The following is a 23,296-nucleotide window of genomic DNA, read 5'->3' as shown; positions in this document are numbered from 1 at the left end:
AAAATAAAGAAATACCATAAACGTAAGAGATGAACACTGATGAAGTGTCATCTCTACTGACATATCAGCTATCGTCATCACGCACAGAAGACGGATGACGATTGAGCGCCATGACTTCGATTTTCATATACGGATATAGCGGTAAGCCTTGTAAAATCGTATGTAGCTCTTCATTACTTTCGACATCAAAAATACTGATATTGGAATATTGTCCGGTAATACGCCAGATATGACGCCATTTGCCTTGGCGTTGCAACTCTTGTGAATAAGCCTTCTCGACCGATTTAATCTGATTGGCCTGATCAGTAGGCATGCTAACAGGTAAATGCACATCCATACGAACTTGAAACAACATAGTAAATTTCCTCTTCCTTAATGACGGCGTAACTGTTCGAGTTTGTCTTCGTCGACCTCAATTCCCAGACCTGGCGTATTGGGAACCACCAGCTCGAAGTTTTCATATTGCAAAGGTGTCTTCAAAATGCTTTGCGTCAGCAATAAAGGCCCGAACAGTTCAGTGCCAAACTCCAGTGTTTCAAAGGTACTAAAGGCATGTGCCGATGCAATACTGCCAACAGGCCCTTCAAGCATGGTGCCACCATATAAACTGATTCCCGCAAGACGCGCAATTTTTGCCACTTCACAGGCCTCAATCAGACCACCCGATTGTTCGACTTTTACTGCAAACACATCGGCACCCGATTTTTTGGCAATTCGATAGGCACTGTCTGGACCAGTCAAGACCTCATCTGCCATAATGGCCACATCAAAACGTGCGGTTAGACGTGCTAAAGCATCTGTATTTTCAATCGCACAGGGCTGCTCAATCAGATCGATTCCACCATCTTGTAGCTGTTGAATCCCTTTAACACATTCAAGCTCAGACCATGCACGGTTCACATCTACACGTACACTGATTTCCGGGCCAAGTGCTTTTTTAATGGCAATTACATGATCGACATCATGCTGTAGCGGATTTGAACCAATTTTTAATTTAAAGGTATTATGGCGCTTTAATTCGATCATTTTTTTGGCTTCGGCAATATCTTTATCGGTATCACCTGAAGCCAATGTCCACAACACAGGTAATCGATCACGAATACGTCCACCCAGCAATTCACTCACGGGTATATTCAGTCGTTTAGCCTGTATCTCTAAAAGTGCAGTTTGAATTGCACATTTGGCAAAGCGGTTGCCATTGATACTTTTACGAATTAATTTTAGGGTTTGGGCTACATTTAAAGACGTCTTGATGGACAAGAGCAATGGCTTGAAATAGGTGTCGATATTGGCTTTAACACTTTCTGGACTTTCTTCGCCATAGTTTAATCCACCAATCGTGGTCGCTTCGCCCCAGCCTACAATGCCATCTTCCGTGATGATTTTGATCAAAACTAATGTCTGCGTCTGCATCGTGGTGACCGAAAGCTTGTGCGGACGAATAGTTGGAATATCGACTAAAATAGTTTCCACTGATTTATACATCGGTCCATCTTCTTTTCAATAAATACTATTTACATACCTTAAATTAATGTAATAATAAAAACGATAAACAATTTGGTATTTTTGCATACTAAAAAGGTATATAAAATCGATTAGGGCGTATAAATGGAACTAAGACACCTCAGATATTTTGTGACCGTGGTTGAAGAGCAAAGCATTTCCAAAGCTGCTGAAAAGTTGTGTATTGCCCAGCCGCCCCTTAGCCGACAAATTCAAAAACTCGAAGAAGAATTGGGAATTCAGCTATTTGAACGCGGCTCCAGACCGGCTAAAGTGACTGAAGCAGGTATGTTTTTTTATCAGCATGCTGTGCAGATTTTGACTCATACTGCACAAGCATCCTCAATGGCAAAACGGATTGCAACGGTCAGTCAAACCTTGAGAATTGGTTACGTCAGCTCCTTATTATATGGTTTGTTGCCTGAAATTATTTATCTGTTTCGTCAGCAAAATCCTGAAATTCACATCGAACTCATCGAATGCGGTACCAAAGATCAAATCAATGCGCTTAAGCAGGGAAAAATCGATCTGGGTTTTGGTCGGCTCAAAATTACCGATCCTGCAATTCGACGTATCGTGTTACATAAAGAACAGCTCAAACTTGCAATCCATAAGCATCATCACCTCAATCAGTTTGCAGCAACAGGAGTTCATCTCTCTCAAATTATTGATGAACCGATGCTGCTGTACCCTGTCTCTCAAAAACCTAATTTTGCGACCTTTATTCAGTCACTCTTTACCGAACTGGGCCTAGTACCATCCAAACTCACCGAAATACGCGAAATTCAACTGGCGCTCGGCTTGGTGGCAGCAGGTGAAGGCGTCTGCATCGTCCCGGCGTCTGCCATGGATATTGGGGTGAAGAATCTACTTTATATTCCAATTTTAGATGATGATGCCTATAGCCCAATTTCACTCGCGGTGCGAAATATGGACCACAGTAATTACATTCCTAAAATTCTCGCCTGTGTACAGGAGGTGTTTGCAACACACCATATCAGACCACTCATCGAATAAAATATGTCTGAAAAATTTCTACTATTTATTCAACGCGTAGCGCTTGGCTGAGTTGATCGAGTGCTGCGCTGTAATCGATGAACGTTTCATCGAGTGTTTGAACATGTTTGATTGACTGCTCAAGCTGAGCCTGACACTGCTCAATCAATTCACTTGTGGAAGCTTTGACAGCTTGTTGAATCTGCTGCGTGAGAGTCGTGTACAAGCCATCATGCACCACCATTCCCGCAATGCGTTCATACTGCATTTTTTCGGTTTTTTCGATCTTGCTAAGCGAATCCAAATTTAAACCATAAGCATCAAGCTGAATTGAAAGCTGTTGTTCGAATGCGACGTTCATCCACTCGTTCAAACTGTTCACTACGGCTTCAATATCTTGTGTACTTGCATGTTGCTCAAGAAGCTGTGGCAGCTCAGGCAATACGCTACGCCAGACTGCATCAGCTAAATCGGTGTGTCGCTGTCGTAAATCATCTTGAGCCTGTTTGAGGTTCTGTTGTATTTGCTCTAGATCGGGTTGCAGGTAAAACCTTAAACCTTCAATGATGTGTTCTTGCAAAAAATGCAACAATACTTCGGCAGGTTTACGCTGCTTATAGCGCAAAGCAGGCTCAATAAGAGCCAAAAGTGCTGCAAATAATCGCTCAAAACCAGCCTCATTCATGGCTTGTGGGGTCATATCTGCTTCACGCGCCATTTGAGTTGAAACGGACACGGGCGGCTTTAATAAACTCACGTCCACTTGCATACTGTGCAGTTTTTCTTGCGCACGCATCAATACATCAGACTCTTGTAACGCGCGTTGTTCTGAATTTTTATTGCAAAGCACTGCGCATAGCTCACCATCAATTTCATCTTCTTCGACAAAATCGCTTCGGGTAATAACAGGAAATAAAGGTTTATGACGCTTTAATTCGCGCCCCAGTGCATCTAGCTCTTGCACCTGACCCGGTGAAGTTGCGCTACTGAGCCACAGCACACCATCTGCACTGTCGATAAATTTTTGTGTGAGCGCTGCATTTTCCTGAGTACCAGAATGCAAACCTGGGGTATCTAGCAAAATAAGTTTTTCACCCAGACATACACCCTGTAGTTGCGCTGTCGTCTCGGTTGCACCTTCGCGTAAACGAGATTCGGTATAAAATATCTGTTCATTTTGAACATGAAAATATTGCACGGTTTGTCCGTGAGAACGAAAGCATTCGGCCAGTAAGTTACACAATGAACTCTTTCCAGCATTGAACTTACCGAATACAAGCAACATCACCCGATCATGAAATACTTCTGCAACCGATTGAGCAGCACTAAAAGTATGCCATTCGGTATCCCAATTCGACACATGCGTTGTAAGCTTATGGTTAAATTGCTTAAGTTGATTGGCGATTTTTGCCTGCGGTGACCAGCCCGTTAAATCAAATGTATTTTGTTTTAATGCTGTAGCAAATGCTTCGCGCCATTGCTGCATCGATTGCAATGCCAACTGTATATCCCCTTGGGCAGTCGCAATCTGCCGGGTGTGTTCGATAAACAATTGAATGTGTCCGCCGCTAGTCATGCTGCACTCTCCATCTGTTGCAACGCCATCATTGCATTTTGAATACACCCTTGCTGCCGCATTGTCTGCTCAATCTTGGCAGCTAAAATCATTCGGCCTGCTGACTTTTCAAAATAAAATCGAAACTCTCTTTGCAAGCGTTGTCGTTCGGTATCGGTATAAAACAATGCACGTAGCTGATCGCGAAATTTCACTGAAATTCCAAAAACCGCAACAATGACCGTATCAATACTTTTAATCGTAGTTTGCTGCTCTGTAGGTAAACCTACCACACCGTGACGTATGAGATGGCTATTGATCTCGATACAGGCACGTGAGTAAGCAATCTGCACTTTGGCACGTTGCTGCTTGGCTGCTGTATTTTTAAACATCGTGGCAAATGAATCTGGATTGAGTGCTTGGTCTTGACCATCTATATTTACAATGGGCTCAAGATCTACTCGAATCTTATCGAGTATGTTGATGAGTCCTGTATCAAAGTCATGTAGTTGCTGCTGCTGTGTCTGTTGTAGTTGCTGAAGTACGCGTTTTTGATCGAGTAATAACTGATTAAGTTGATGATGCAAACCAGACAGCAATCTATTCTTTTCATACGCTCGTGCCGATGGAACCTGAGCAAGTGCCTGCTCAAGTGTATGTCGCAATGCACCGATTCCACTTTTTTCGATCAGCAAGGTTTTTCCGTTTTCAATGCCCTGACGGTGGCGAGTGGCCGAAACAGCCAAAATATCGAGTTTGGGTACCTGCTGTGCAATTGAGGTTTTAATCTGGGTTAAAATTGTCTGATCCGGTATCTGATCTATCTGGGTCAAGACCAGTATGGTTTGGCGCCGGCTATGGTCTGCATCTTCAATAAGTTGTTGTAAAAGATTATGCTCGGTTGCATCGAGTTCGCCTTCTCGGACTGAATGCACAAAAAGGCGAATATCTGCCTGTGTCCAGACTGCTTCAAAAGCGTGACGATCATCCACTGCCGCAACATCTGCATCGAGTCCGGGTGCATCTAACCAACGCACCTGATCTTGTTTATGTTCGGCCAGTTGAATCGTCTCTCGTTTATCGGCAACAGAAAAAATATCTGTCCCGATCAGCTCATTGAGTAGTCGGCTTTTACCATGATTATATTTACCAATGACGGTAATGGTGGGGTCACAAGCAAACTGCATCAGACGAACCAAGCGTGCCAATTGCCCAGCCTGATTCGGCAATACGCTTAAAATTTTATCTACGGTTTCCTGAATGATTTGATTGTCCACGTAATTGTCTCCACCCTTCCCTGAAATAAAAACAGGCCAGTGATCTTGATCACTCGCCTGATAATTTTGAACCATTTTGGTGTATTACACCGCTAGACGTGGACGATCAACAACTTGGTTATCCACACCATCAACCAAACGCGTCAATTTTAGATCGAAAACCATTTCAGCGAATGGGCCTTCAACATCATTGGCCTTAATGGTTTCAGGATCGGTGTGTTCCACTGCATCAACAACCAAGCCTTCACGGGTTGCATAAGCAAAGTCGTCATAGGTGTACGGATCGCCAGCCACATTAATTTGCGTAGTTAGTTTACGGTGTCCATCGGCAGAAACAAAATAGTGAATGTGCGCAGGACGGTTACCATGACGGCCCAACTGATTCAACAACTGTTGCGTTGGACCTTCTGGTGGGCAACCATAACCCGCAGGCAAAATGGTACGAACGCGATACTGACCGTTTTCATCGGTAATAATACTGCGGCGCATATTGAACGCTTGCTGCTCGCCTGTCGGGTCGAAGTGTGAATAAAAGCCTTTGGTATTGGCATGCCAGATTTCAACTTTGGCATTTGGTAAAGGTTTTCCATCTGCATCAAAGATCGTGCCATGTAGAATCAGGGTATGACCATTTGGATCACTTCCGTCATCCATGCGCGCATAACCTACCGATTCAGGCGCACCTGCCACATATAGCGGGCCTTCAATGGTTCGTGGTGTCGCATTTTCAATACCTAGTGCGGCATCTTCGGCATCCATACGCATATCGAGGTAATGGTCAAAACCCAAGCCTGGCGAGAGTAAACCAGCTTCTTGATTGGCACCTAGCTGGTTTAAATATGCCACACCCGCCCAGTATTCATCTGAAGTGATATTCAAATCTTCAATGGCTTTATATAAATCTGAAAGCACACGATGGATGATCTGCTTTACACGCGGATTGCCACCTTCTTGCTCAAGTCCGCTTGCAACACGTAAAAAATCTTGCACATCCTGAGTATTGAATATTTTAACTTCCATGGCTTTCTCCTTGAAATCGCCAAAACATCATTTGATAAACTTATCTGTCGACGCTATCGTTGAATGTGTTGTGCATATTGGTTCAATTAACCTTTGCTTGGTTTGCCTCAGCCTTGAGCTTTACCTTGCTTCACACACCACAAACTTATTTATTTCGATAGTCGTTTCTATACCTTCCATACTGATCAACTGTATCTGAAACTTATGGGGAGTCCAATTCCTAAGAGAGTATGTTTTCATGCTTTTTTGGTATACTAATTTTTTCGACATCTGATTTAAAAATAAATCTTAATAAAAATTTTCAGACTAAAATTTAAAATAAAACAATAAAATTCAAATATATATAATATATTTAAATTTTAAAAAGTAAATTTAGCTCATAATATGATCATTGCTATGGCCGAGCAAATATCGCCAAATACCTTCATAAAAGGAATATTCAGGAGTTAAAAAATTGTCATGCATGAACTACTCAAACCCATGGTGGTTTCAACAGGAATGAAATAGAAACACATTAAGCTGAGTGATATGTCATCTGTTAAAAAACAAAATTCGCCTTAGAATAAAGCGAATATGATAGAAATAATCGAATAGTCTAAATGACAAATTTAATTTAACTGGCTTTGGGTTTTAGTAAGATGAAATAGGCCAGCATGCCAATACACATCCCCCAAAACACCGAACTCAAGCCCAAGAAATGCATACCCGAAACGGTTGCCAAAAAGGTAATCAGTGCAGGATCTCGTTGCTGATCTTCTTGCATGGCAATTTTAATATTGCTTGCTATTGCACCCAAAAGCGCAAGTCCGGCCAGTGCAGCAACCAGCTCTTTGGGCAATAAGCTAAACAACGCTACAATACTGCCTGCAAACACACCTCCCAAGATATAAAACAAACCATTTGCTATTCCAGCAATATAGCGTTTGTCTTTGAGTTCATGTGCATCGTTACCCATACATAAGGTGGCTGTAATGGAGGCCAGTACAATGGTAATTCCACCTGCAAAGGCAGCAAACAACGAGGCCAAGCTTGCGGCGGTAATAATTGGTTTGGCGGGTGTGTTATACCCACTGAGTTTTAAAATGGCCATACCAGGCAGAAACTGCCCTGTTAAGCTCACCAAAATTAGCGGCAGCGCCAAATTTAAGGTTGAAAACCATGACCACTCTGGTGCAATAAACTGCGGGCGTGCAATGTGAAAATCTAGCGGCACCGGATTCATTTTTCCAAGAAAAAAACTAAACGCTACACCACAAATAAGCACCCAAAGCATACAGTAACGCGGTGAAAAGCGTCGACTGATCAGATAACACAGCAACATGCTAAACACGATCAGCGGTAAAGTATCGGTGGCAAGAAATAGCCCAAGACCAAACTGGAATAAAATGCCGGCCATCATGCCAGCAGCAATTCCCTGCGGTATCCATTTGAGTAATTTGTCAAAATAGCCGGTAATGCCGACCAGAAAAATCACAATTGCCGCGGTAATATAGGCGGCAACGGCTTCATTTAAACTAATGTTGGGAAACAAAGTAACCAACAATGCCGTCCCGGGTGCCGACCACGCGGTCACTACAGGTGTTTTAAACCGAATAGATAAAAAAATGCCTGTCACAGCGGCACCGATTGAAATAGCCCAAATCCATGAGATCATCATCTCTGTCGAGACATGTGCTTTTTGTGCCGCTTGAAAGAAGATAATTAACGGGCCTGAATATGAAATCAGGACCGCTAAAAAGCCTGCAATCGTGGCCGATAACGACCAATCTTGCTTCAATGTTTTTAACAGGGTTGTCATGATGCCTCCTTGCAGTCTCCCTTTAAATAATGACCATCAGATCATCCCTGATCGCCTCCACCCACCGGAAGCACGCTGCCCGTGATGTAAGAAGATTCATCTGAGGCTAAAAAAGTAATCGCATTGACTTGTTCATCAATACTGCCATAACGCCCTAAAAAGCTTCGATCAATGGTTTGGTCAACCACTTGTTGCATCCAGACTTGTTCATTTTCCGATAAAGGCTGAGCATTACGTGGAATCTTACGCGGCGGCGCTTCAGTTCCTCCCGTTGCAACCGCATTCACACGAATACCATGCTGGGCATGCTCAAAGGCAAGTGAAGCCGTTAAGGCATTTACACCGCCTTTAGAAGCCGAATATGGAATTCGGTGAATACCTCGTGTCGCAATTGACGACACGTTCACAATAGTGCCCTGTTGATGTTTTAGCATTTCTGGAAGAACTGCACGGCAGCACCAGAGCGTTGGAAATAGGGAGCGATGAACCTCCTGAATAATTTCCTCTTCTGAAAACTCCTGAAAGGGTTTCATCCAGATTGCACCACCGACATTATTGATCAGCACGTCGATGCGTCCGTATTCGGCAATTGCGTGTGATACCACCGACTCTGCGCCAGCATAAGTTTCCAAATCTGTCTCAACAGCAATTGCCAATGCGCCCAAGGCTTTGATCTCAGTCAATACCGCCTGAACCAGATCAGAACGGTCGGCCAATATCAGACGCCCTCCCTCTTGGGCAATCCGTAGTGCAACACCACGACCAATGCCTTGAGCTGCACCTGTTACAATGACAACTTTATGTTCAAAACGTTGTGTCGAATTCATATCGGTCTCCGTTTTGAGTTAGTTGGCAGAGAATTTTTCAAATAAAAAGTTCGCCGGTTGAATCCCTTGTGTATCCAGCCAGCTTCGCACCGCTTCCACCATAGGAACCGGTCCGCACAGATACACATCAACTTCACCGCCATTTAGCCAGTCATTTTCGATATGACCTGTGACGTAACCTTTACGTTCATGTTGACTTTCTGCATGTGCCACCACGGTACGATATTCAAACCATGGTAGTTTCTGCTGAAGTACATCGAGTTGTTCAAGCGCCACCAGATCACAATCTTGGGTTACGCCAAACACCAGTCGTACCGGATGCTCACTGCCTTTTTGCTCAAGTACTTGCAACATCGATAAAAACGGTGCGATTCCCGTACCGCCAGCCAGCATGAGCACAGGGCGCTTGACATCACGCAGATAAAAACTACCAAATGGTCCAGTAAAGCTCATTTTGTCGCCTGCTTTGGCCTGCACACTTAAATACTCGCTCATTTTACCTTGCGGCACATTACGAACTACGAACCCGGTTAAGCGATTGCCTGGTTGTGAGCTAAACGAATACGAGCGCGTTTCCGTGGTGCCCGGCAGTGTCACGTTGACATACTGCCCTGCCAGAAAATGAATATCGGGCTGACCGTCATCGAGCTGAATATCAAAGGTGATAGTGGAATCGGACAGATTTTCAACCCGCGCCAACGTGCCCTCAAAATGATGAATCTTGGTTTTACATACCTCAGAAGATGCCTGAATTTGAAATACAGCATCCGAAGTTGGACGACATTGACATGCCAAAATGTAACCCTGCTGCGCTTCTTCTGGGGTGAGTGCATCTTCAATGTAATTGTCTTCAGGCATGTCATAGTTGCCAGATTCACAAAAGGCACGGCAGGTACCACACGCGCCTTCACGACAGTCCATTGGAATATTGATTTGCTGACGGTATGCGGCATCGGATAAGGTTTCACCTTGAGCGACGCGAATAAAACGGGTAACGCCATCTTCAAATTGAAGTGCTACTTGATGGTTTGACATGGCAGGAATCCTATTCAAATATAAACTCATAAACCCTCAGTCAAGTGTCCGTTTGACTGAGGTACAACTGATTTAGATATGATAAATATCAATGACTTGATTAATGTAATCATTCTTAAGCACCACATACTTGCTCAAGATTTTTGGTTGTTCACCTGAAAAATCGATTACATAGCGTGACATGCCAAAATAGCTGTAGCTGTTTTTATAGCGGAAACTGAGCGTATTCCAGTTAAAACGTACTGTGACTTGAAGGCCATCACGTGATTCAACTTCGATATTGCTAATATTGTGTGCCGTACGCGTATCTGGCATGGTCGCCGATGAACGCTCGGTTTTAATCCGAAACACTCGATCTTCAAGACCTTGGCGATCTGGATAATAAATCAGCGAAATCTCAGTTTGAGGATTTTCAGTAAGCTGGTCGTTATCGTCCCACGCGGGCATCCAAAATGAGGCTTGAGGTGCGTAACATTCAAGCCAGTCATCCCATTGCTCATCATCTAAAAAACGGGCCTCGCTATACAAAAACTGGCTAATCTGTTCGATGCTGATGGTGTCTAAAAGTGCTGTAGCATTCATGCGTTCTCTCCCTGACGCGATGCAAATTCTTTTTCCGCAGCAATCGCTTGTTTCATACTTTTGAGCCAGTATTGATGCTGTGCCAAATACAAGCCTTCATCTTCAGTTTTAATACCACTAATAGCCGGTTTTAATCCGATTTCATTAGCGGCATCGTCTGGTCCATAAATCCAATGTTTTGATCCGCGGCACATGTCGTTCCATTCCAGTTCAATACCTGCATAACCAGCCTGACAGGCACGAAACTCCTCAAGATCGTCTGGTGTCGCCATTCCAGATGCATTAAAGAAATCTTCATACTGGCGAATACGGCGTGCACGCGCTTCGGGTGCTTCACCTACAGGCGCAATACAGTAAATGGTGACTTCGGTTTTATTGACCGAAATTGGACGTAAAACACGAATTTGCGAACCAAACTGATCCATCAGGTACACGTTTGGATATAAACACAAGTTACGTGAGCGTTCGATCATCCATTTCGACATTGCGGCACCGAATTTTTCGGTATATTCCGCTGCTTTAGGAAAGTTTGGTCGGTCTTCCGGATTACCCCATTGTGTCCAGAGCAACATATGACCATGTTCAAATCCATATGAACCACCGCCATGTTTCCCCCACGAGCCCGCACTCATCGCGCGAATGGTGTCACCTGCCTGTTTTTCTTTACGATGCTGCGTGGTGGCTGCATAGTTCCAGTGCACCGCCGAAACGTGATAGCCATCTGCTCCGTTTTCTGCGGTCAACTTCCAGTTTCCTTCATAGGTGTAGGTCGAAACACCACGTAGTACTTCAAGACCCTGATCGGATTGCCCGACAATCATGTCGATAATTTTGGTGGTTTCCCCTAAAAACTCTTGCAGTGACGGTACATCAGGATTCAGACTGCCAAATAAAAAACCTTTATAACTTTCAAAACGCGCCACCTTTTTTAAGTCGTGGGAACCGTCCTGATTAAAACAATCTGAATAACCGGCATCGCTTGGATCTTTCACCTTCAACAGTTTTCCTGAGTTATTGAAGGTCCAGCCATGAAATGGGCAGGTATAAGTGGCCTTATTACCACGCTTATGACGACACAGCTGTGCACCACGATGTGAACATGCGTTAATCATGGCGTTAAGTTCGCCGTTGCGATTACGCGCAATCAAAATCGGTTGTCTGCCAATATAGGTGGTGTAATAGTCGTTGTTGTTGGGAATCTGGCTTTCATGAGCCAAGTAAACCCAATTTCCTTCGAAAATGTATTTCATTTCAAGATCAAAAAGTGCCTGATCTGTAAATACAGAACGATGTAACTTAAATTCACCTGTTTCGGTATTGTCTACAAGCAGTTCATCAATTCGGTCAAGATGGCTAGTATTAATGACGGGAATACGTGGCATATCCTTTCTCCAACATTCCAAAATAAGAAACTTGTCTAGGCCAGAGCAAAACGCTGTGCTTAGTCAAACATTCAATTAAACAACGCAACGCATAAAATGTTTACTTAACGGCAGAACCGTCGAATAAAACGAATATCCATTTCAGCTTTCAATTTTCCAAATTGAAGAAAGCATTTAATGGGTCAAGCCCCTGCCTTCTTCTTGTCTTTCTTGCTTGTTTATACCTTAAAAGAATGTTTTAATAAGTTCAAACACATTATTTGTATAATAAAATACCTATGGAGTATTTTTAAATGGAACTTAGACATCTCCGCTATTTTGTGGCGGTGGTTGAGGAGCAAAGCTTCACCAAAGCCGCAGACAAATTATGCATTGCACAGCCGCCCTTAAGCCGACAAATTCAAAATCTCGAAGAAGAATTGGGGATTCAGCTTTTAGAGCGCGGCAGCAGACCCGTCAAGACAACACCTGAAGGTCACTTTTTTTATCAGTACGCCATCAAACTATTGTCGAATGTCGATCAAATGGTTTCCATGACCAAGCGTATTGCCTCGGTTGAAAAAACCATTCGTATCGGATTTGTGGGTTCGCTCCTATTTGGTTTACTGCCACGGATTATTCATTTGTATCGTCAGGCACACCCCAACTTACGCATTGAACTTTACGAAATGGGCACCAAGGCACAAACCGAAGCATTAAAAGAAGGCCGTATCGATGCCGGATTTGGTCGACTTAAAATCAGTGATCCCGCCATTAAACGTACCTTATTGCGTAATGAACGTTTGATGGTGGCCGTACATGCCAGCCATCCGCTTAATCAAATGAAAGATAAAGGCGTGCATTTAAATGATTTGATTGATGAAAAAATTTTGCTTTATCCAAGCTCGCCTAAGCCTAATTTTTCTACCCATGTAATGAATATCTTTTCTGATCATGGCTTAGAACCCACCAAAGTTAATGAAGTCCGTGAAGTTCAACTGGCGCTTGGATTAGTGGCAGCGGGTGAAGGAATTTCATTGGTACCGGCCAGTACGCAAAGTATCCAGCTTTTTAATCTGAGCTATGTGCCGCTTCTAGATCCCGATGCCATCACGCCCATCTATATTGCCGTGCGCAATATGGAGGAAAGCACTTATATTTATTCGTTGTACGAAACGATTCGGCAGATATATGCCTATGAAGGTTTTACTGAGCCACCGAACTGGTAACAAAAAACCCATCAGACTGTGAGGTGCTGATGGGTTTTTATAATTTTTTAGATTAATGCGAGACTGCTTCGCTCACTTTCACCGTAGTGGTGTCGTTTTGATTGGCAATCGGGCTGATCGGTTCAGGTTGATACATACGTCGGTCATTGATTAAAAATACCGTGACAATACCAAGAACCGCAGGAATACTCAGTGCCAGAAAGTTATAGAAGTGCGGCAGTTGCAAAGACAATAACCACCCAGTCAAGATTGGCCCTAAAATTGCGCCGACACGCCCCATGCCAAGCCCCCAGCCAATTCCAGTAGAGCGAACATTTGGGGCATAAAATTTTGCCATATAGGCCAGCAGCATAATTTGAGCACCAATTGAGGCTGCGCCCGCACATGCAATTAAGATATACAAAATCACACTGCTAAACTGGAAAGACAACAGACTCAGTGAAATCGCACCCAGCAATAACAAGCCCATGGTCACAAATTTGACGTTGTAGCGGTCCGCCAGATATCCACCCAAAATAGAGCCGATCATTCCGCCCACGTTTAAAGAGAACAAGAAAATGAGACTCTTCGAGAGGTTATAACCTGCTTCAATCATCAGTTTTGGCAACCAGTTCCCCAGTGCATAAACCATAATCAGTGTCATAAAAATTGAGCACCAGAACATCATTGTACTAAACGCACGCTGTTCCTGAAAAATCATTTTGACTGGTGCTTGTGCCTGATTTTGATTCGATGAGTTCAGTACAAAAACATGATCGGGCTGATACTGATACGACGGCACCATTTTGGTCATAATAAAACGAACCGTTTCATCTTTCTTTTTACGAACCAAATAGTCAATCGATTCAGGCAAAACTTTCATGAGAGGCAATAACAACACCAATGGAATTCCGGCAATCATAAACATGATTTTCCAGCCATAAAGCGGCACTAAAATCGAGCCCAGAAAAGCTGCCGTCATGCCGCCAATGGCATAACCACTAAACATCAAGGTCACAAAAAAACTTTTAAATTTTTTCGGTGCATATTCACTGACCAGTGCAATTACGTTTGGCATTACACCACCAATGCCTACACCTGCCAAAAAGCGAAATATGGAAAATTGCGTGGTGGTTTCAGAAAAACCGCACAATACCGTGCACAAGCTAAATAAAATAATACAGACCGCAATGACTTTTTTACGGCTCACACCCAAATGTTCAAGCTTGTCGGCGATGGTGCCAAAAATCAGGGCACCAAACATCATACCAAACAATGCAATACTGCCAATAAAGCCCGCGGTGACCGGATCAATGGCCCACTCTTTCATTAAAAGCGGTAGTGCCACCCCGTAAATTACCAGATCGTAGCCATCAAAAATAATAATGAGGGTACTGAGTATAATCACTCGCCAATGAAACGGCGTGAGCTTTGAGTCGTCAATCATCTGATTGACATTAATTTCTCTAGACATAACATTCCTCCATCCATAAGGATTTAGCACCAAGCACTCAGAATTTTTTGGTGTAAGTTAGAAATAAACGATTTTCGTTAAAATCCGTTCCATAACGGACTTTATACGGGATATACAACCACTGGAATCCGACGCCTTTTAGCTTTGGATTTTGAAAGGCATAATTCAAAATAAAGTTGCTTTCTTGCTCTTTGTTTTTCAGACCTGTTGCGGTCTTAAAGTCGTACCCATACACATGCTTAAAGGTAAAATTTAAACCCGGTACATAATCTTTAAAGTCGTAGCCATAGATAAAGTGAACTGATTTTTCATCAGATTTAAAGAAGCCTGTGGTGTTCCAGTTGATGAAATAGGTTTCAGGTAAAAAGCCATCTGGCAGTGGGTAAGCATCTCCCACAATTTGCTGATAACCCAAGCCAACAGTATGATTTCGGTACTTTAAAGTTTCTAAAATTCCGAAGTTTTGGCTATCGATGTTGTAATTTTTATTGTCTTCACTGGCATTAAAATATTTAAGCTTGGTATGCAACGAGGCCTCAGGCGAAAGCTTGTAGCTATAATCTGCGCCAAGATAATGTTTGTTATAAAGATTTTCTAAATTACCAAAATAATATTCAAGCTTTAAATTCGGTAAAACCTGATACTTTAAATCGATGTAATTTAAACCGTCCGAAACGTATTTGATGCCATTTTTGGTGAAGGTCAGTTTACGAAAATCTTCTTCGTTACGTGGCGATACTTTAGAAATTATTCCAATTTCACCCGTAAGCTTACTGGTCAGTTTCGAATTGAGGCTAACCCCCTGATACGAAGTCAGTAACTGACGGCTACGGTCTACCGCAGTGACGGGTAAATCTGGCCAAAGCTCGCCCACACGAAGTTCGGTTTGATCATATTTAAGTTTAAGTGTTCCACCATATTTTAAATAATCACGCGCCTGCTCTTGGCTTACCGGATCAAAAGGTAAAATGGTATCTGCCACACCCTTGTCATGACTCAAACGAACCGCATATTGCACTGAACCATCCACACCAATTTCAAGTCCATCGATGGGTGTTTTGTAATAGTCAGATTTATAAAATAAAGAAGCGCCTTGCGACCAGCTACCGGTGTCCTTGACAGCATTGCCCTCATAATCACGATCGATATAAGCGTTTTTGAGGCTAAGTGTCCAGTTATCTTGAGCATTGACCACTGTCGGTATCACACCGATACAGCCTACCATGCCAAAAGTAACCCCCATTCGTAGCATAAACTGATAAAGACGCGTTGTTGAATATTGCATAGGTCCTTCCCAAAAGATCATCCTGATCATGTAATAAAAATAATTATTGATCGCTAATTTATTTTTTTTAATCACGTGTGTCGATATTCAAAAATACATATATTCATACCTTTAGGATATGTTAATGCGGATGAAACGCCTGAAATCTATAAAATCAACTTTTATACACAACTCAAAAAGTATCTTTGCTATAGTCAAAAATGATTCAATGGACGATGAAAAGATGATGTTGTTTCGGATGTAGTCGCGAGCAACGTTTCTTTGTTTTTGAAGGATTCAAACTATGCAAATTTCATCAAGTCGTGACTGGTGCCAAGTTAAAGATTATTTTTATAAAACGGGTCAAGTTCCAGAACAAACCGAGCTTGATCCCACCATTTTACAGATGTGGCATAAAGCCAAAGCAGCGGGCTTGAGCCCGTTCACGCCAGTTCCAGCCTCGACACAGCAGCCCCTAACCACTGAGGATATTCGTCTATCTGAAACGGTTTTTCCTATTTTGAAAGATATTTGGGCGCTGTTTAAACATCAGAATATTTGTACATTTTTCCTGAATACCCAATTTAAAATTATTGCCGAATATCAAAATCCTGACCCTCATTCGCCCTATCATTTTTTAAAGCAAGGTCAAGTTCTGGATATTGCACAGTTTGGCAGTATTGCGCCCTCGTGTAGTATTTTGAGTCAGATGCCGATCATTATGATGGGCCACCAGCATTATTTAAATGAATTCTCAGACTTTTACTGCGCATCTGTACCTGTGTTCAATGGTCAGGGCAAAATACTGGGCGCGCTGGACATCACCTCGTATCGTGAACAACTGGCCAGTAACTGGCTAAGACACCTGCTTTATCAGGGGTATGTGGTTGAAAATGAAATAATAAAAAAGAACATGCCAGCACAGCATCAACTACTTTATTTTCAGCATTCAGAAGATTTATTAAAAACAGCCTATACTGGCATGATTGAAATTGATGCCACGGGGCAGATTCAAAAAGCCAATCAAATGGCACTAACTTTACTCAATACGTCTATCGATCAATTATTGTATAAGCCCATTTCGAACTATTTCAGTTCGATCAGTACCCTCGGCTCACTTGAGCAGCAGACGCAATTTATACGTAGTCAAGACGAAGCGCTGTTTTATGCACGTTTATACACGCCTCAAATAACTAAAAAAACAAGCCACCTATTCAGCACATCTACACCCGATTTCAAAGATATTGCCAAATTAAGCAAAATCTTGCATTCCGATGTACCCATTTTAATTACGGGTGCCACAGGCTCAGGTAAAGATCATTTGGCACGTCAAATTCACGAATTTGCGGCAAAAGATCAGGCATTTATTTCGATTAACTGTGCAGCTATTCCTGAACACTTACTTGAATCTGAACTTTTCGGCTATGAAGCAGGTGCTTTTACAGGAGCAAGTGCCAAAGGCAAACGTGGTTTGATCGAACTTGCTCATCAGGGCATTTTGTTTTTAGATGAAATTGGTGATTTACCCAAACATTTACAGGCAAAATTATTACGCGTTTTACAAGATCAGTTTTTTTATCGTGTAGGCGGTCATAAGCCGATTCAAAGTCAGTTCAAATTAATTTCTGCCACCCATCAAGATCTATTGGCAATGATTGACAACCATGACTTCAGAAGTGATTTGTATTACAGAATATGTGGCTATCAGATCGAGTTACCGCAACTCAAAGACCGTCCAGATAAAATTGATATTTTTAAGACACTGCTGGCCAAAGCCAAAATTTACAGTTGGTCGGTCAATGTTCAAGAACAGTTCGAGCGCTACGATTGGCCCGGAAACATTCGAGAATTGGCTCATGTGATTCAACTTTCTGCGGCGCTTATATCGCATGATTCTCTTGAACATGCGCATCTTGAACATTTACATGTACCACAGCAACGAAAAGTTACGCCCCAATCCTACCTAGCAAATAAGCCTCAAACTTCACTGAATCAGATGACCAAACAGCTCGTTTTAGACATTTTGCAACAAGAAAAAGGCAACATCTCTCAAGCCGCTAAGCGACTCAATATCTCAAGAACAACACTGTATAAGTATTTACAGTAATAAATCCTAAAAGTAGTACTGTACATTGTTCAGATTCTGGACAATGTACAATTCAATAGTGTTCAGCCCCTGAACAACCACCCGAAAATTTAAAAATTAATTAAATAAAAACAATAATTTAAATATTGGCACATTCCCTGCAATAGGTGAGATATCGATACTACACATACGATTTTAGTCTGTGTGATTTTAAACAATCGTAAGAACGAAATTATCGAAAAAGCACGAACAGGACGTTACGAGGTCTATATGACATTACTTGATGCTTCAATTTGGAACAAAAAATTATTTAACGGTGGTTGGTTTGAAAGCGGACAACCCTATGGTGTGGTAGAAATTGCCACAGGTGAGCAGCTCGGCCAGACAGGCTCTGCATCGCCTACAGATGTTGCTCAAGCAGCGAAAGAAGCGCAAAAGGCGCAGCGGCAGTGGTGGGCGCTCGATTATTTAGAACGCCAAGCCGTATTTGAAAAAGCCGTACAGATTGCCACAGAGCACCAAGATGAACTGGTCAATTGGCTGATACGTGAAAGTGGCTCACTGGCACTCAAAGCTCAGTTTGAAGTGAAAGTAAGCATTCAAATGCTTAAAAACTGTATTGCATTTCCGCAGCTAGATCAGGGGAACATATTACCGAGTCGCAACGGTAAATTAAGCTTGGCCAAACGCTTACCGTTGGGTGTGGTCGGCGTGATTTCACCTTTTAATTTTCCGCTTTATTTGGCGCTTCGTGCGGTTGGGCCAGCTTTGGCATTTGGTAATGCGGTGGTACTTAAGCCAGATGAACGAACGGCGGTGTGTAGTGGTTACGCAATTGCCCGCATTTTTGAACTGGCTGGCTTACCAAAGGGATTACTGCATGTATTACCAGGTGGCGCCGATACAGGTGAGGCACTCACACTCGATCCACATATTGCCAGCATTCAGTTTACGGGTTCAACGCAGGTGGGCCGTATCATTGGTGCCAATGCCGGCAAAACTTTGAAAAAAGTCTCGTTAGAACTTGGCGGCAAGAACTCGCTGATTATTCTCGACGATGCCGATCTCGATTTAGCAGCCGAGAATATTGCATGGGGTGCATTTTTGCATTCTGGGCAGATTTGCATGACATCTGGCAAAATCTTGATACATGAAAAAATTTACGATGCCCTCAAAGCACGCGTGATCGAAAAGGTCAAACGCTTTGTGGTGGGTAATCCTTTAGAGCAAAACGTGACCATTGGCCCTTTGATCAATGAAAAGCAAAGCAAGCGCGTAGAAGCATTGGTTCAAGCCGCGGTTGAACACGGCGCGACCCTTGAAGTTGGAGGTAAAGCGAATGGCCCGTTCTTTGAGCCAAGCGTACTTTCACAGGTGCAAGCAGATAATCCAATTTTCAGTGAAGAGATCTTTGGGCCAGTGGCCGTACTGATTCCTTTTGCAAGCGATGAACAAGCGATTGAACTGGCCAATATGGGAGATTATGGGCTTTCGGCTGGCATTATTTCATCCAATGTGGGGCGTGCCATGCAACTCGGTGCACAGCTAAATGTCGGTTTGTTACATATCAATGATCAGACCGTAAATGATGAAACGATTAATCCATTTGGCGGATTTGGCGCATCTGGCAATGCAACACGAATTGGTGGGCCAGCAAATCCAGATGAATTTACTCAGTGGCAATGGATGACCATTCAGGCTGAGGCGCCACACTATCCATTTTAATTTTTTTCTCATACAGGATGTACAGAAATGACAAAGTTTACCGAAATCACAGCAGCAGTGACCGAATGCAAAGGCGCAGACTTTGAGCTCAAACAGCTCAAGATTCGTGAACCTCAAAACGATGAAGTATTGGTTAAAATTGTAGCAACGGGAATGTGCCATACCGATCTGATTGTGCGCGATCAGTATTATCCTGTTCCATTACCAGCGGTACTTGGTCACGAGGGTTCAGGCATCATTGAAGCCATTGGCCCGAATGTCAAAGATTTGGCTGTAGGTGATCACGTGGTGCTCAGCTATGGCTTTTGTGGAAGCTGTGAGCAGTGTAGCAGCGGACAACCTGCCTACTGTCAGGATTTTTTTGGACGAAACTTCAGTGGTGGAGATCCAGATGGGCATTCTGCCGTATGCACGCACGATCATCATAAAATTCATGATCATTTCTTTGCGCAATCTTCATTTGCAACCTACGCCATCAGCCGTGAAAATAATGCCGTAAAAGTGAGTAAAGATGTATCGCTTGAACTTTTGGGGCCACTCGGCTGCGGCATACAAACTGGTGCAGGTGCTGCAATCAATGCGCTGAAAGTCGCGCCTGCCAGTAGCTTTGTCACTTGGGGTGCAGGCGCAGTCGGACTCAGTGCACTTCTTGCTGCAAAAGTATGTGGTGCGACCACTATTATTGCAGTGGATATTGTCGAGTCTCGTTTGGCGTTAGCCAAAGAACTTGGTGCGACTCATGTCATCAACAGTAAAACGCAAGATCCTGTCGAAGCCATCAAGGAAATCACAGGCGGTGGTGTAAAGTTTGCTCTTGAATCGACTGGACGCCCAGAAATTTTGAAACAAGGGATCGATGCGCTCGGTATTCTTGGCAGCATTGCAGTGGTGGGTGCTCCTCCTTTAGGAACGACCGCAGCGTTTGACGTGAATGATTTATTGCTTGGCGGAAAATCGATTATCGGCGTTGTAGAAGGTAGCGGCGTACCGAAAAAGTTTATTCCGGCTTTGGTTTCGCTGTATCAGCAAGGTAAGTTTCCGTTCGACAAACTGGTTAAGTTCTATGATTTTAAAGATATTAATCAGGCGGCAATAGATAGCCATAAAGGCATCACGCTCAAACCCATTTTAAAAATTGGTTAAGCATTGAGAAGTGATGTCTTGAACAAGACATCACTTCTCAAATCGTAAATAAATCAAAATGATTTAAAAAGGATTTTTAATACATGTTACAGAGTTTAGATCCACAACTGGCAAGTTTTTTTGCAATGCTTGAAGCTCAAGGTGCACCTGCATTTGATATTGGTACTCTAAATGATCCAAATATCAATGAAATGAGAAACTGGTATCTCAATTTTGGTCCTCACGTCGCGGGGCAATTCACTGAACTTCAAGACGTAGAAGATTTATGGATACAAGTAGACGATGGTAACTTACGCTTAAGATTGTACAAAACTCAACGCCAGCATAGTGAATCATGTGAAACACTGATTTACTTCCATGGCGGAGGTTGGTGTATAGGGAGTATCGAAACGCATGATTTACTTTGTCGACATTTGGTGAACGATTTAGATGTTAATGTCATTAGTGTCGACTATCGTCTTGCGCCTGAATACCCATACCCTCAAGCTGCTCATGATGCGATTCATGCCACACAGTGGATTTTTGAACATGCATCTGCTCTTGGCATTCATCTAGACCATTTATATGTTGCAGGAGACAGCGCAGGAGGCAATCTGGCAGCAATCACTGCTCTCACTTTTAAAGAACAAACGTATAGAACTTCTTTAGCAGGGCAAATTTTAATCTACCCATGTATTGATCTGACCGTAATACATGACAATAAATATCCATCCTTTGAAGAACAGAAACACACCCCTCCTCTATCTGCCGAACAAATGTCAAAGATGATACAAATCTATTTGAAAAATGAAGATTTTGCTTATCAATGGCTTGCCTCGCCACTACTCGCTCAAAGTCACCAATATCTTCCATCTACATTAATTATAACAGCCGAATTTGATCCTTTACGTGATCAGGGTCGTGTTTATTTTGAAAAATTAAAAAGCAGTTTAGTAAATACTGAATATCATGAAATAAAAGGTGTGGTACATGGTTTTTTTGAAATGTATGGCGTACTCAATAAAACGAAAGAGACAATCAATATAATAAGAGCATGGTTAAAAAACAATACACAAGCCAAATAATCATTTTTAATTAAAAAGGTTCTTATTAAGAACCTTTTTAATTTACCCATAAAATTATTATATCAATAATGTATAAATATATACTCTCACATGACTAAAAATATAAAACCAATCATTTAAAATTTAAAATACTCTAAATAATTTTAGATAAATAAAAGTCAAATGGTTTGACTTATCCAATACAAGGATTTTGAGTATGTTTCCTCATAAATTATCTCTGGTTCTGATCGGCTGTATGCCGTTATCAAGCTATGCATTTAATGGCGTTTATAATACTGGATCTGGACAAGTTTCAAGCGCTATGGGCGGTGTAAGTCTTGCTCAAGGTATGGATCGAACCTCGATTCATGATAATCCTGCCAATCTGTCTTTTCAAAACAGTGGTGCAGATGCCCAACTTTCGTTATTAAATATTCGTTCTAAAGCAACCTTACTGAATCAACCAGAAGGCTTTTATTCCAATAAAGTCATTCCGATTCCAAGTCTGGCTTTGGTGCAGCATTATAACGACCGCTTAAGTTGGGGTTTAAGTCTCACGGGTGCAGGTGCTTCAGTAGACTATGATGAACCTGCAATCCATGGGTTTCCAGCCGATAAAGCCAAAGATAATCTGGCGATTGTAAAGGCAAGTCCAACGGTATCGTACAAGGTTTTACCGAATCTCAGTTTGGGGGCGAGTTTAGATTTAGGCATTCAGCAATTTAGGGCAAAAGGTGTACTTGCAGGAGTCGATGGACAAGGCACGCCTATTTTTCTAGAAAGCCATGGTAATCAATGGGCCTATGGGATTGGTGCAAGTGTAGGTACGACTTGGGAATTTCAACCCAATTGGTGGCTTGGCGCGAGCTATAGCACTGAAATGAAATTTTCGAAGCTCGATGACTATAAAAATGATTTATTGGCACGCAGTGAAGGCAGAATTAATTTGCCAGAACGTTATGGAATCGGGATTAAACACAAACCAAATCAAAAACTTACTCTAGCAGCCGATATCGTACGTTTTAATTGGCAAGATGCTGATGGATTAGGGAAAAAAGGTTCTTTTAACTGGCAAAATCAAACGATTTATCGAGCTGGCGTGGATTATCAACTCACACCTCATGATCATTTGCGTTTTGGCTATAGCCATGCAGACTCAGTCGTAGATACTCAAGACACATTGGTGAATTTTTATGCCAATGCCGTCGCCAATCAATCATGGACTATTGGCTACGGCCGTGATCTTGGTTTTGCAACACTCAATCTTAGCTATGAATATGCGGTGAACAAAACCTTAAATGGCACTGGAAACAGCACAGGTACCCATTTAAGTAATCAGAACCATGTGATTACCCTCGGAATTTCAAAAGACTTTTAAACGCGATCAATACATTAAAGG

At 42.5% G+C, this 23,296-nt stretch carries 19 protein-coding genes; 7 read left to right on the top strand and 12 right to left on the bottom strand.

What is annotated here, in order from left to right; genetic code table 11:
- Positions 1-64 precede the first annotated feature (64 nt).
- Both catC and KCV09_RS03030 read right to left on the bottom strand, forming a co-directional pair.
- Complete coding sequence (gene catC, locus KCV09_RS03035; protein WP_004925455.1) at positions 65-355, bottom strand: muconolactone Delta-isomerase; 291 nt, start codon at positions 353-355, stop codon at positions 65-67.
- Positions 356-372: 17 nt separating this feature from the next.
- The gene (locus KCV09_RS03030) at positions 373-1,485 is read right to left on the bottom strand and encodes a muconate/chloromuconate family cycloisomerase (protein ID WP_076032663.1); all 1,113 of its coding nucleotides are present in this window, start codon (positions 1,483-1,485) and stop codon (positions 373-375) included.
- A 123-nt stretch (positions 1,486-1,608) separates the two neighbouring features.
- Between KCV09_RS03030 and catM the strand changes: the two genes are divergently transcribed.
- Positions 1,609-2,520 carry a cis,cis-muconate-binding transcription regulator CatM gene (gene catM, locus KCV09_RS03025; RefSeq protein WP_004946733.1) on the top strand — a complete coding sequence of 304 codons (912 nt, stop codon included), beginning with the start codon at positions 1,609-1,611 and terminating at the stop codon, positions 2,518-2,520.
- Positions 2,521-2,545: 25 nt separating this feature from the next.
- Here the strand turns inward: catM and KCV09_RS03020 are convergent, their stop codons facing one another.
- From KCV09_RS03020 to benA, 8 genes are all read right to left on the bottom strand, one after another.
- The gene (locus KCV09_RS03020) at positions 2,546-4,075 is read right to left on the bottom strand and encodes a dynamin family protein (protein WP_119026480.1); all 1,530 of its coding nucleotides are present in this window, start codon (positions 4,073-4,075) and stop codon (positions 2,546-2,548) included.
- The gene (locus tag KCV09_RS03015; RefSeq protein ID WP_228198402.1) at positions 4,072-5,331 is read right to left on the bottom strand and encodes a GTPase; all 1,260 of its coding nucleotides are present in this window, start codon (positions 5,329-5,331) and stop codon (positions 4,072-4,074) included. The genes KCV09_RS03020 and KCV09_RS03015 overlap by 4 nt, the downstream gene beginning before the upstream one ends.
- Positions 5,332-5,415: 84 nt before the next feature.
- A complete protein-coding gene (catA, locus tag KCV09_RS03010; RefSeq protein WP_004936949.1) occupies positions 5,416-6,351 on the bottom strand; it encodes a catechol 1,2-dioxygenase in 936 nt (311 codons plus the stop codon).
- Between the two features lie 613 nt (positions 6,352-6,964).
- Entirely contained in the window at positions 6,965-8,149 is a 1,185-nt protein-coding gene (benE, locus tag KCV09_RS03005) for a benzoate/H(+) symporter BenE (protein WP_119026482.1), read from the bottom strand.
- A 41-nt stretch (positions 8,150-8,190) separates the two neighbouring features.
- Complete coding sequence (gene benD / locus KCV09_RS03000) at positions 8,191-8,976, bottom strand: benzoate diol dehydrogenase BenD (RefSeq protein WP_025094910.1); 786 nt, start codon at positions 8,974-8,976, stop codon at positions 8,191-8,193.
- 18 nt (positions 8,977-8,994) lie between these two features.
- Positions 8,995-10,011: a benzoate 1,2-dioxygenase electron transfer component BenC gene (gene benC, locus KCV09_RS02995; protein ID WP_212515503.1), complete on the bottom strand. Its 1,017-nt coding sequence runs from the start codon at positions 10,009-10,011 to the stop codon at positions 8,995-8,997.
- A gap of 72 nt (positions 10,012-10,083) precedes the next feature.
- The gene (benB, locus tag KCV09_RS02990) at positions 10,084-10,593 is read right to left on the bottom strand and encodes a benzoate 1,2-dioxygenase small subunit BenB (protein ID WP_004936940.1); all 510 of its coding nucleotides are present in this window, start codon (positions 10,591-10,593) and stop codon (positions 10,084-10,086) included.
- Positions 10,590-11,975 (bottom strand): benzoate 1,2-dioxygenase large subunit BenA, encoded by a 1,386-nt coding sequence (benA, locus tag KCV09_RS02985; protein WP_004946713.1) that lies wholly within the window; start codon positions 11,973-11,975, stop codon positions 10,590-10,592. The genes benB and benA overlap by 4 nt, the downstream gene beginning before the upstream one ends.
- Before the next feature lie 293 nt (positions 11,976-12,268).
- Here benA and benM point away from each other — a divergent pair, with 293 nt between their 5' ends.
- Positions 12,269-13,183: a benzoate utilization transcription regulator BenM gene (benM, locus tag KCV09_RS02980; RefSeq protein ID WP_212515502.1), complete on the top strand. Its 915-nt coding sequence runs from the start codon at positions 12,269-12,271 to the stop codon at positions 13,181-13,183.
- 52 nt (positions 13,184-13,235) lie between these two features.
- Here benM and benK read toward each other — a convergent pair whose 3' ends face one another.
- Together benK and benP are read right to left on the bottom strand one after the other, a co-directional pair.
- A complete protein-coding gene (gene benK / locus KCV09_RS02975; RefSeq protein ID WP_119026484.1) occupies positions 13,236-14,636 on the bottom strand; it encodes an MFS family benzoate transporter BenK in 1,401 nt (466 codons plus the stop codon).
- Between the two features lie 37 nt (positions 14,637-14,673).
- Positions 14,674-15,921, bottom strand: coding sequence for a benzoate transport porin BenP (gene benP / locus KCV09_RS02970; protein WP_212515501.1), 1,248 nt, complete (start codon positions 15,919-15,921; stop codon positions 14,674-14,676).
- Positions 15,922-16,204: 283 nt separating this feature from the next.
- Here benP and areR point away from each other — a divergent pair, with 283 nt between their 5' ends.
- From areR to KCV09_RS02945, 5 genes are all read left to right on the top strand, one after another.
- On the top strand, positions 16,205-18,007 hold the full coding sequence (gene areR, locus KCV09_RS02965) for a sigma 54-interacting transcriptional regulator AreR (protein ID WP_212515500.1): 1,803 nt from the start codon (positions 16,205-16,207) through the stop codon (positions 18,005-18,007).
- 249 nt (positions 18,008-18,256) lie between these two features.
- Positions 18,257-19,711, top strand: coding sequence for a benzaldehyde dehydrogenase AreC (gene areC, locus KCV09_RS02960; protein WP_212515499.1), 1,455 nt, complete (start codon positions 18,257-18,259; stop codon positions 19,709-19,711).
- 27 nt (positions 19,712-19,738) lie between these two features.
- Positions 19,739-20,854 (top strand): benzyl alcohol dehydrogenase AreB, encoded by a 1,116-nt coding sequence (areB, locus tag KCV09_RS02955; RefSeq protein WP_212515498.1) that lies wholly within the window; start codon positions 19,739-19,741, stop codon positions 20,852-20,854.
- 83 nt (positions 20,855-20,937) lie between these two features.
- The gene (gene areA, locus KCV09_RS02950; RefSeq protein WP_212515497.1) at positions 20,938-21,918 is read left to right on the top strand and encodes a benzyl esterase AreA; all 981 of its coding nucleotides are present in this window, start codon (positions 20,938-20,940) and stop codon (positions 21,916-21,918) included.
- A gap of 196 nt (positions 21,919-22,114) precedes the next feature.
- Positions 22,115-23,275 carry an OmpP1/FadL family transporter gene (locus tag KCV09_RS02945; RefSeq protein WP_104124801.1) on the top strand — a complete coding sequence of 387 codons (1,161 nt, stop codon included), beginning with the start codon at positions 22,115-22,117 and terminating at the stop codon, positions 23,273-23,275.
- The last annotated feature ends 21 nt before the right edge of the window (positions 23,276-23,296 follow it).

It is taken from the genome of Acinetobacter soli, assembly GCF_018139125.1.
Lineage (GTDB): Bacteria > Pseudomonadota > Gammaproteobacteria > Pseudomonadales > Moraxellaceae > Acinetobacter > Acinetobacter soli.
This window is presented reverse-complemented; position numbering and strand designations above follow the sequence as displayed.

Excerpts from the sequence above, each read along its gene's own strand:
- catC (WP_004925455.1), bottom strand. The coding sequence starts at position 355 with ATGTTGTTTCAAGTTCGTATGGATGTGCATTTACCTGTTAGCATGCCT.
- KCV09_RS03030 (WP_076032663.1), bottom strand. The coding sequence starts at position 1,485 with ATGTATAAATCAGTGGAAACTATTTTAGTCGATATTCCAACTATTCGT.
- catM (WP_004946733.1), top strand. The coding sequence starts at position 1,609 with ATGGAACTAAGACACCTCAGATATTTTGTGACCGTGGTTGAAGAGCAA.
- KCV09_RS03020 (WP_119026480.1), bottom strand. The coding sequence starts at position 4,075 with ATGACTAGCGGCGGACACATTCAATTGTTTATCGAACACACCCGGCAG.
- catA (WP_004936949.1), bottom strand. The coding sequence starts at position 6,351 with ATGGAAGTTAAAATATTCAATACTCAGGATGTGCAAGATTTTTTACGT.
- benE (WP_119026482.1), bottom strand. The coding sequence starts at position 8,149 with ATGACAACCCTGTTAAAAACATTGAAGCAAGATTGGTCGTTATCGGCC.
- benD (WP_025094910.1), bottom strand. The coding sequence starts at position 8,976 with ATGAATTCGACACAACGTTTTGAACATAAAGTTGTCATTGTAACAGGT.
- benC (WP_212515503.1), bottom strand. The coding sequence starts at position 10,011 with ATGTCAAACCATCAAGTAGCACTTCAATTTGAAGATGGCGTTACCCGT.
- benB (WP_004936940.1), bottom strand. The coding sequence starts at position 10,593 with ATGAATGCTACAGCACTTTTAGACACCATCAGCATCGAACAGATTAGC.
- benA (WP_004946713.1), bottom strand. The coding sequence starts at position 11,975 with ATGCCACGTATTCCCGTCATTAATACTAGCCATCTTGACCGAATTGAT.
- benM (WP_212515502.1), top strand. The coding sequence starts at position 12,269 with ATGGAACTTAGACATCTCCGCTATTTTGTGGCGGTGGTTGAGGAGCAA.
- benK (WP_119026484.1), bottom strand. The coding sequence starts at position 14,636 with ATGTCTAGAGAAATTAATGTCAATCAGATGATTGACGACTCAAAGCTC.
- benP (WP_212515501.1), bottom strand. The coding sequence starts at position 15,921 with ATGCAATATTCAACAACGCGTCTTTATCAGTTTATGCTACGAATGGGG.
- areR (WP_212515500.1), top strand. The coding sequence starts at position 16,205 with ATGCAAATTTCATCAAGTCGTGACTGGTGCCAAGTTAAAGATTATTTT.
- areC (WP_212515499.1), top strand. The coding sequence starts at position 18,257 with ATGACATTACTTGATGCTTCAATTTGGAACAAAAAATTATTTAACGGT.
- areB (WP_212515498.1), top strand. The coding sequence starts at position 19,739 with ATGACAAAGTTTACCGAAATCACAGCAGCAGTGACCGAATGCAAAGGC.
- areA (WP_212515497.1), top strand. The coding sequence starts at position 20,938 with ATGTTACAGAGTTTAGATCCACAACTGGCAAGTTTTTTTGCAATGCTT.
- KCV09_RS02945 (WP_104124801.1), top strand. The coding sequence starts at position 22,115 with ATGTTTCCTCATAAATTATCTCTGGTTCTGATCGGCTGTATGCCGTTA.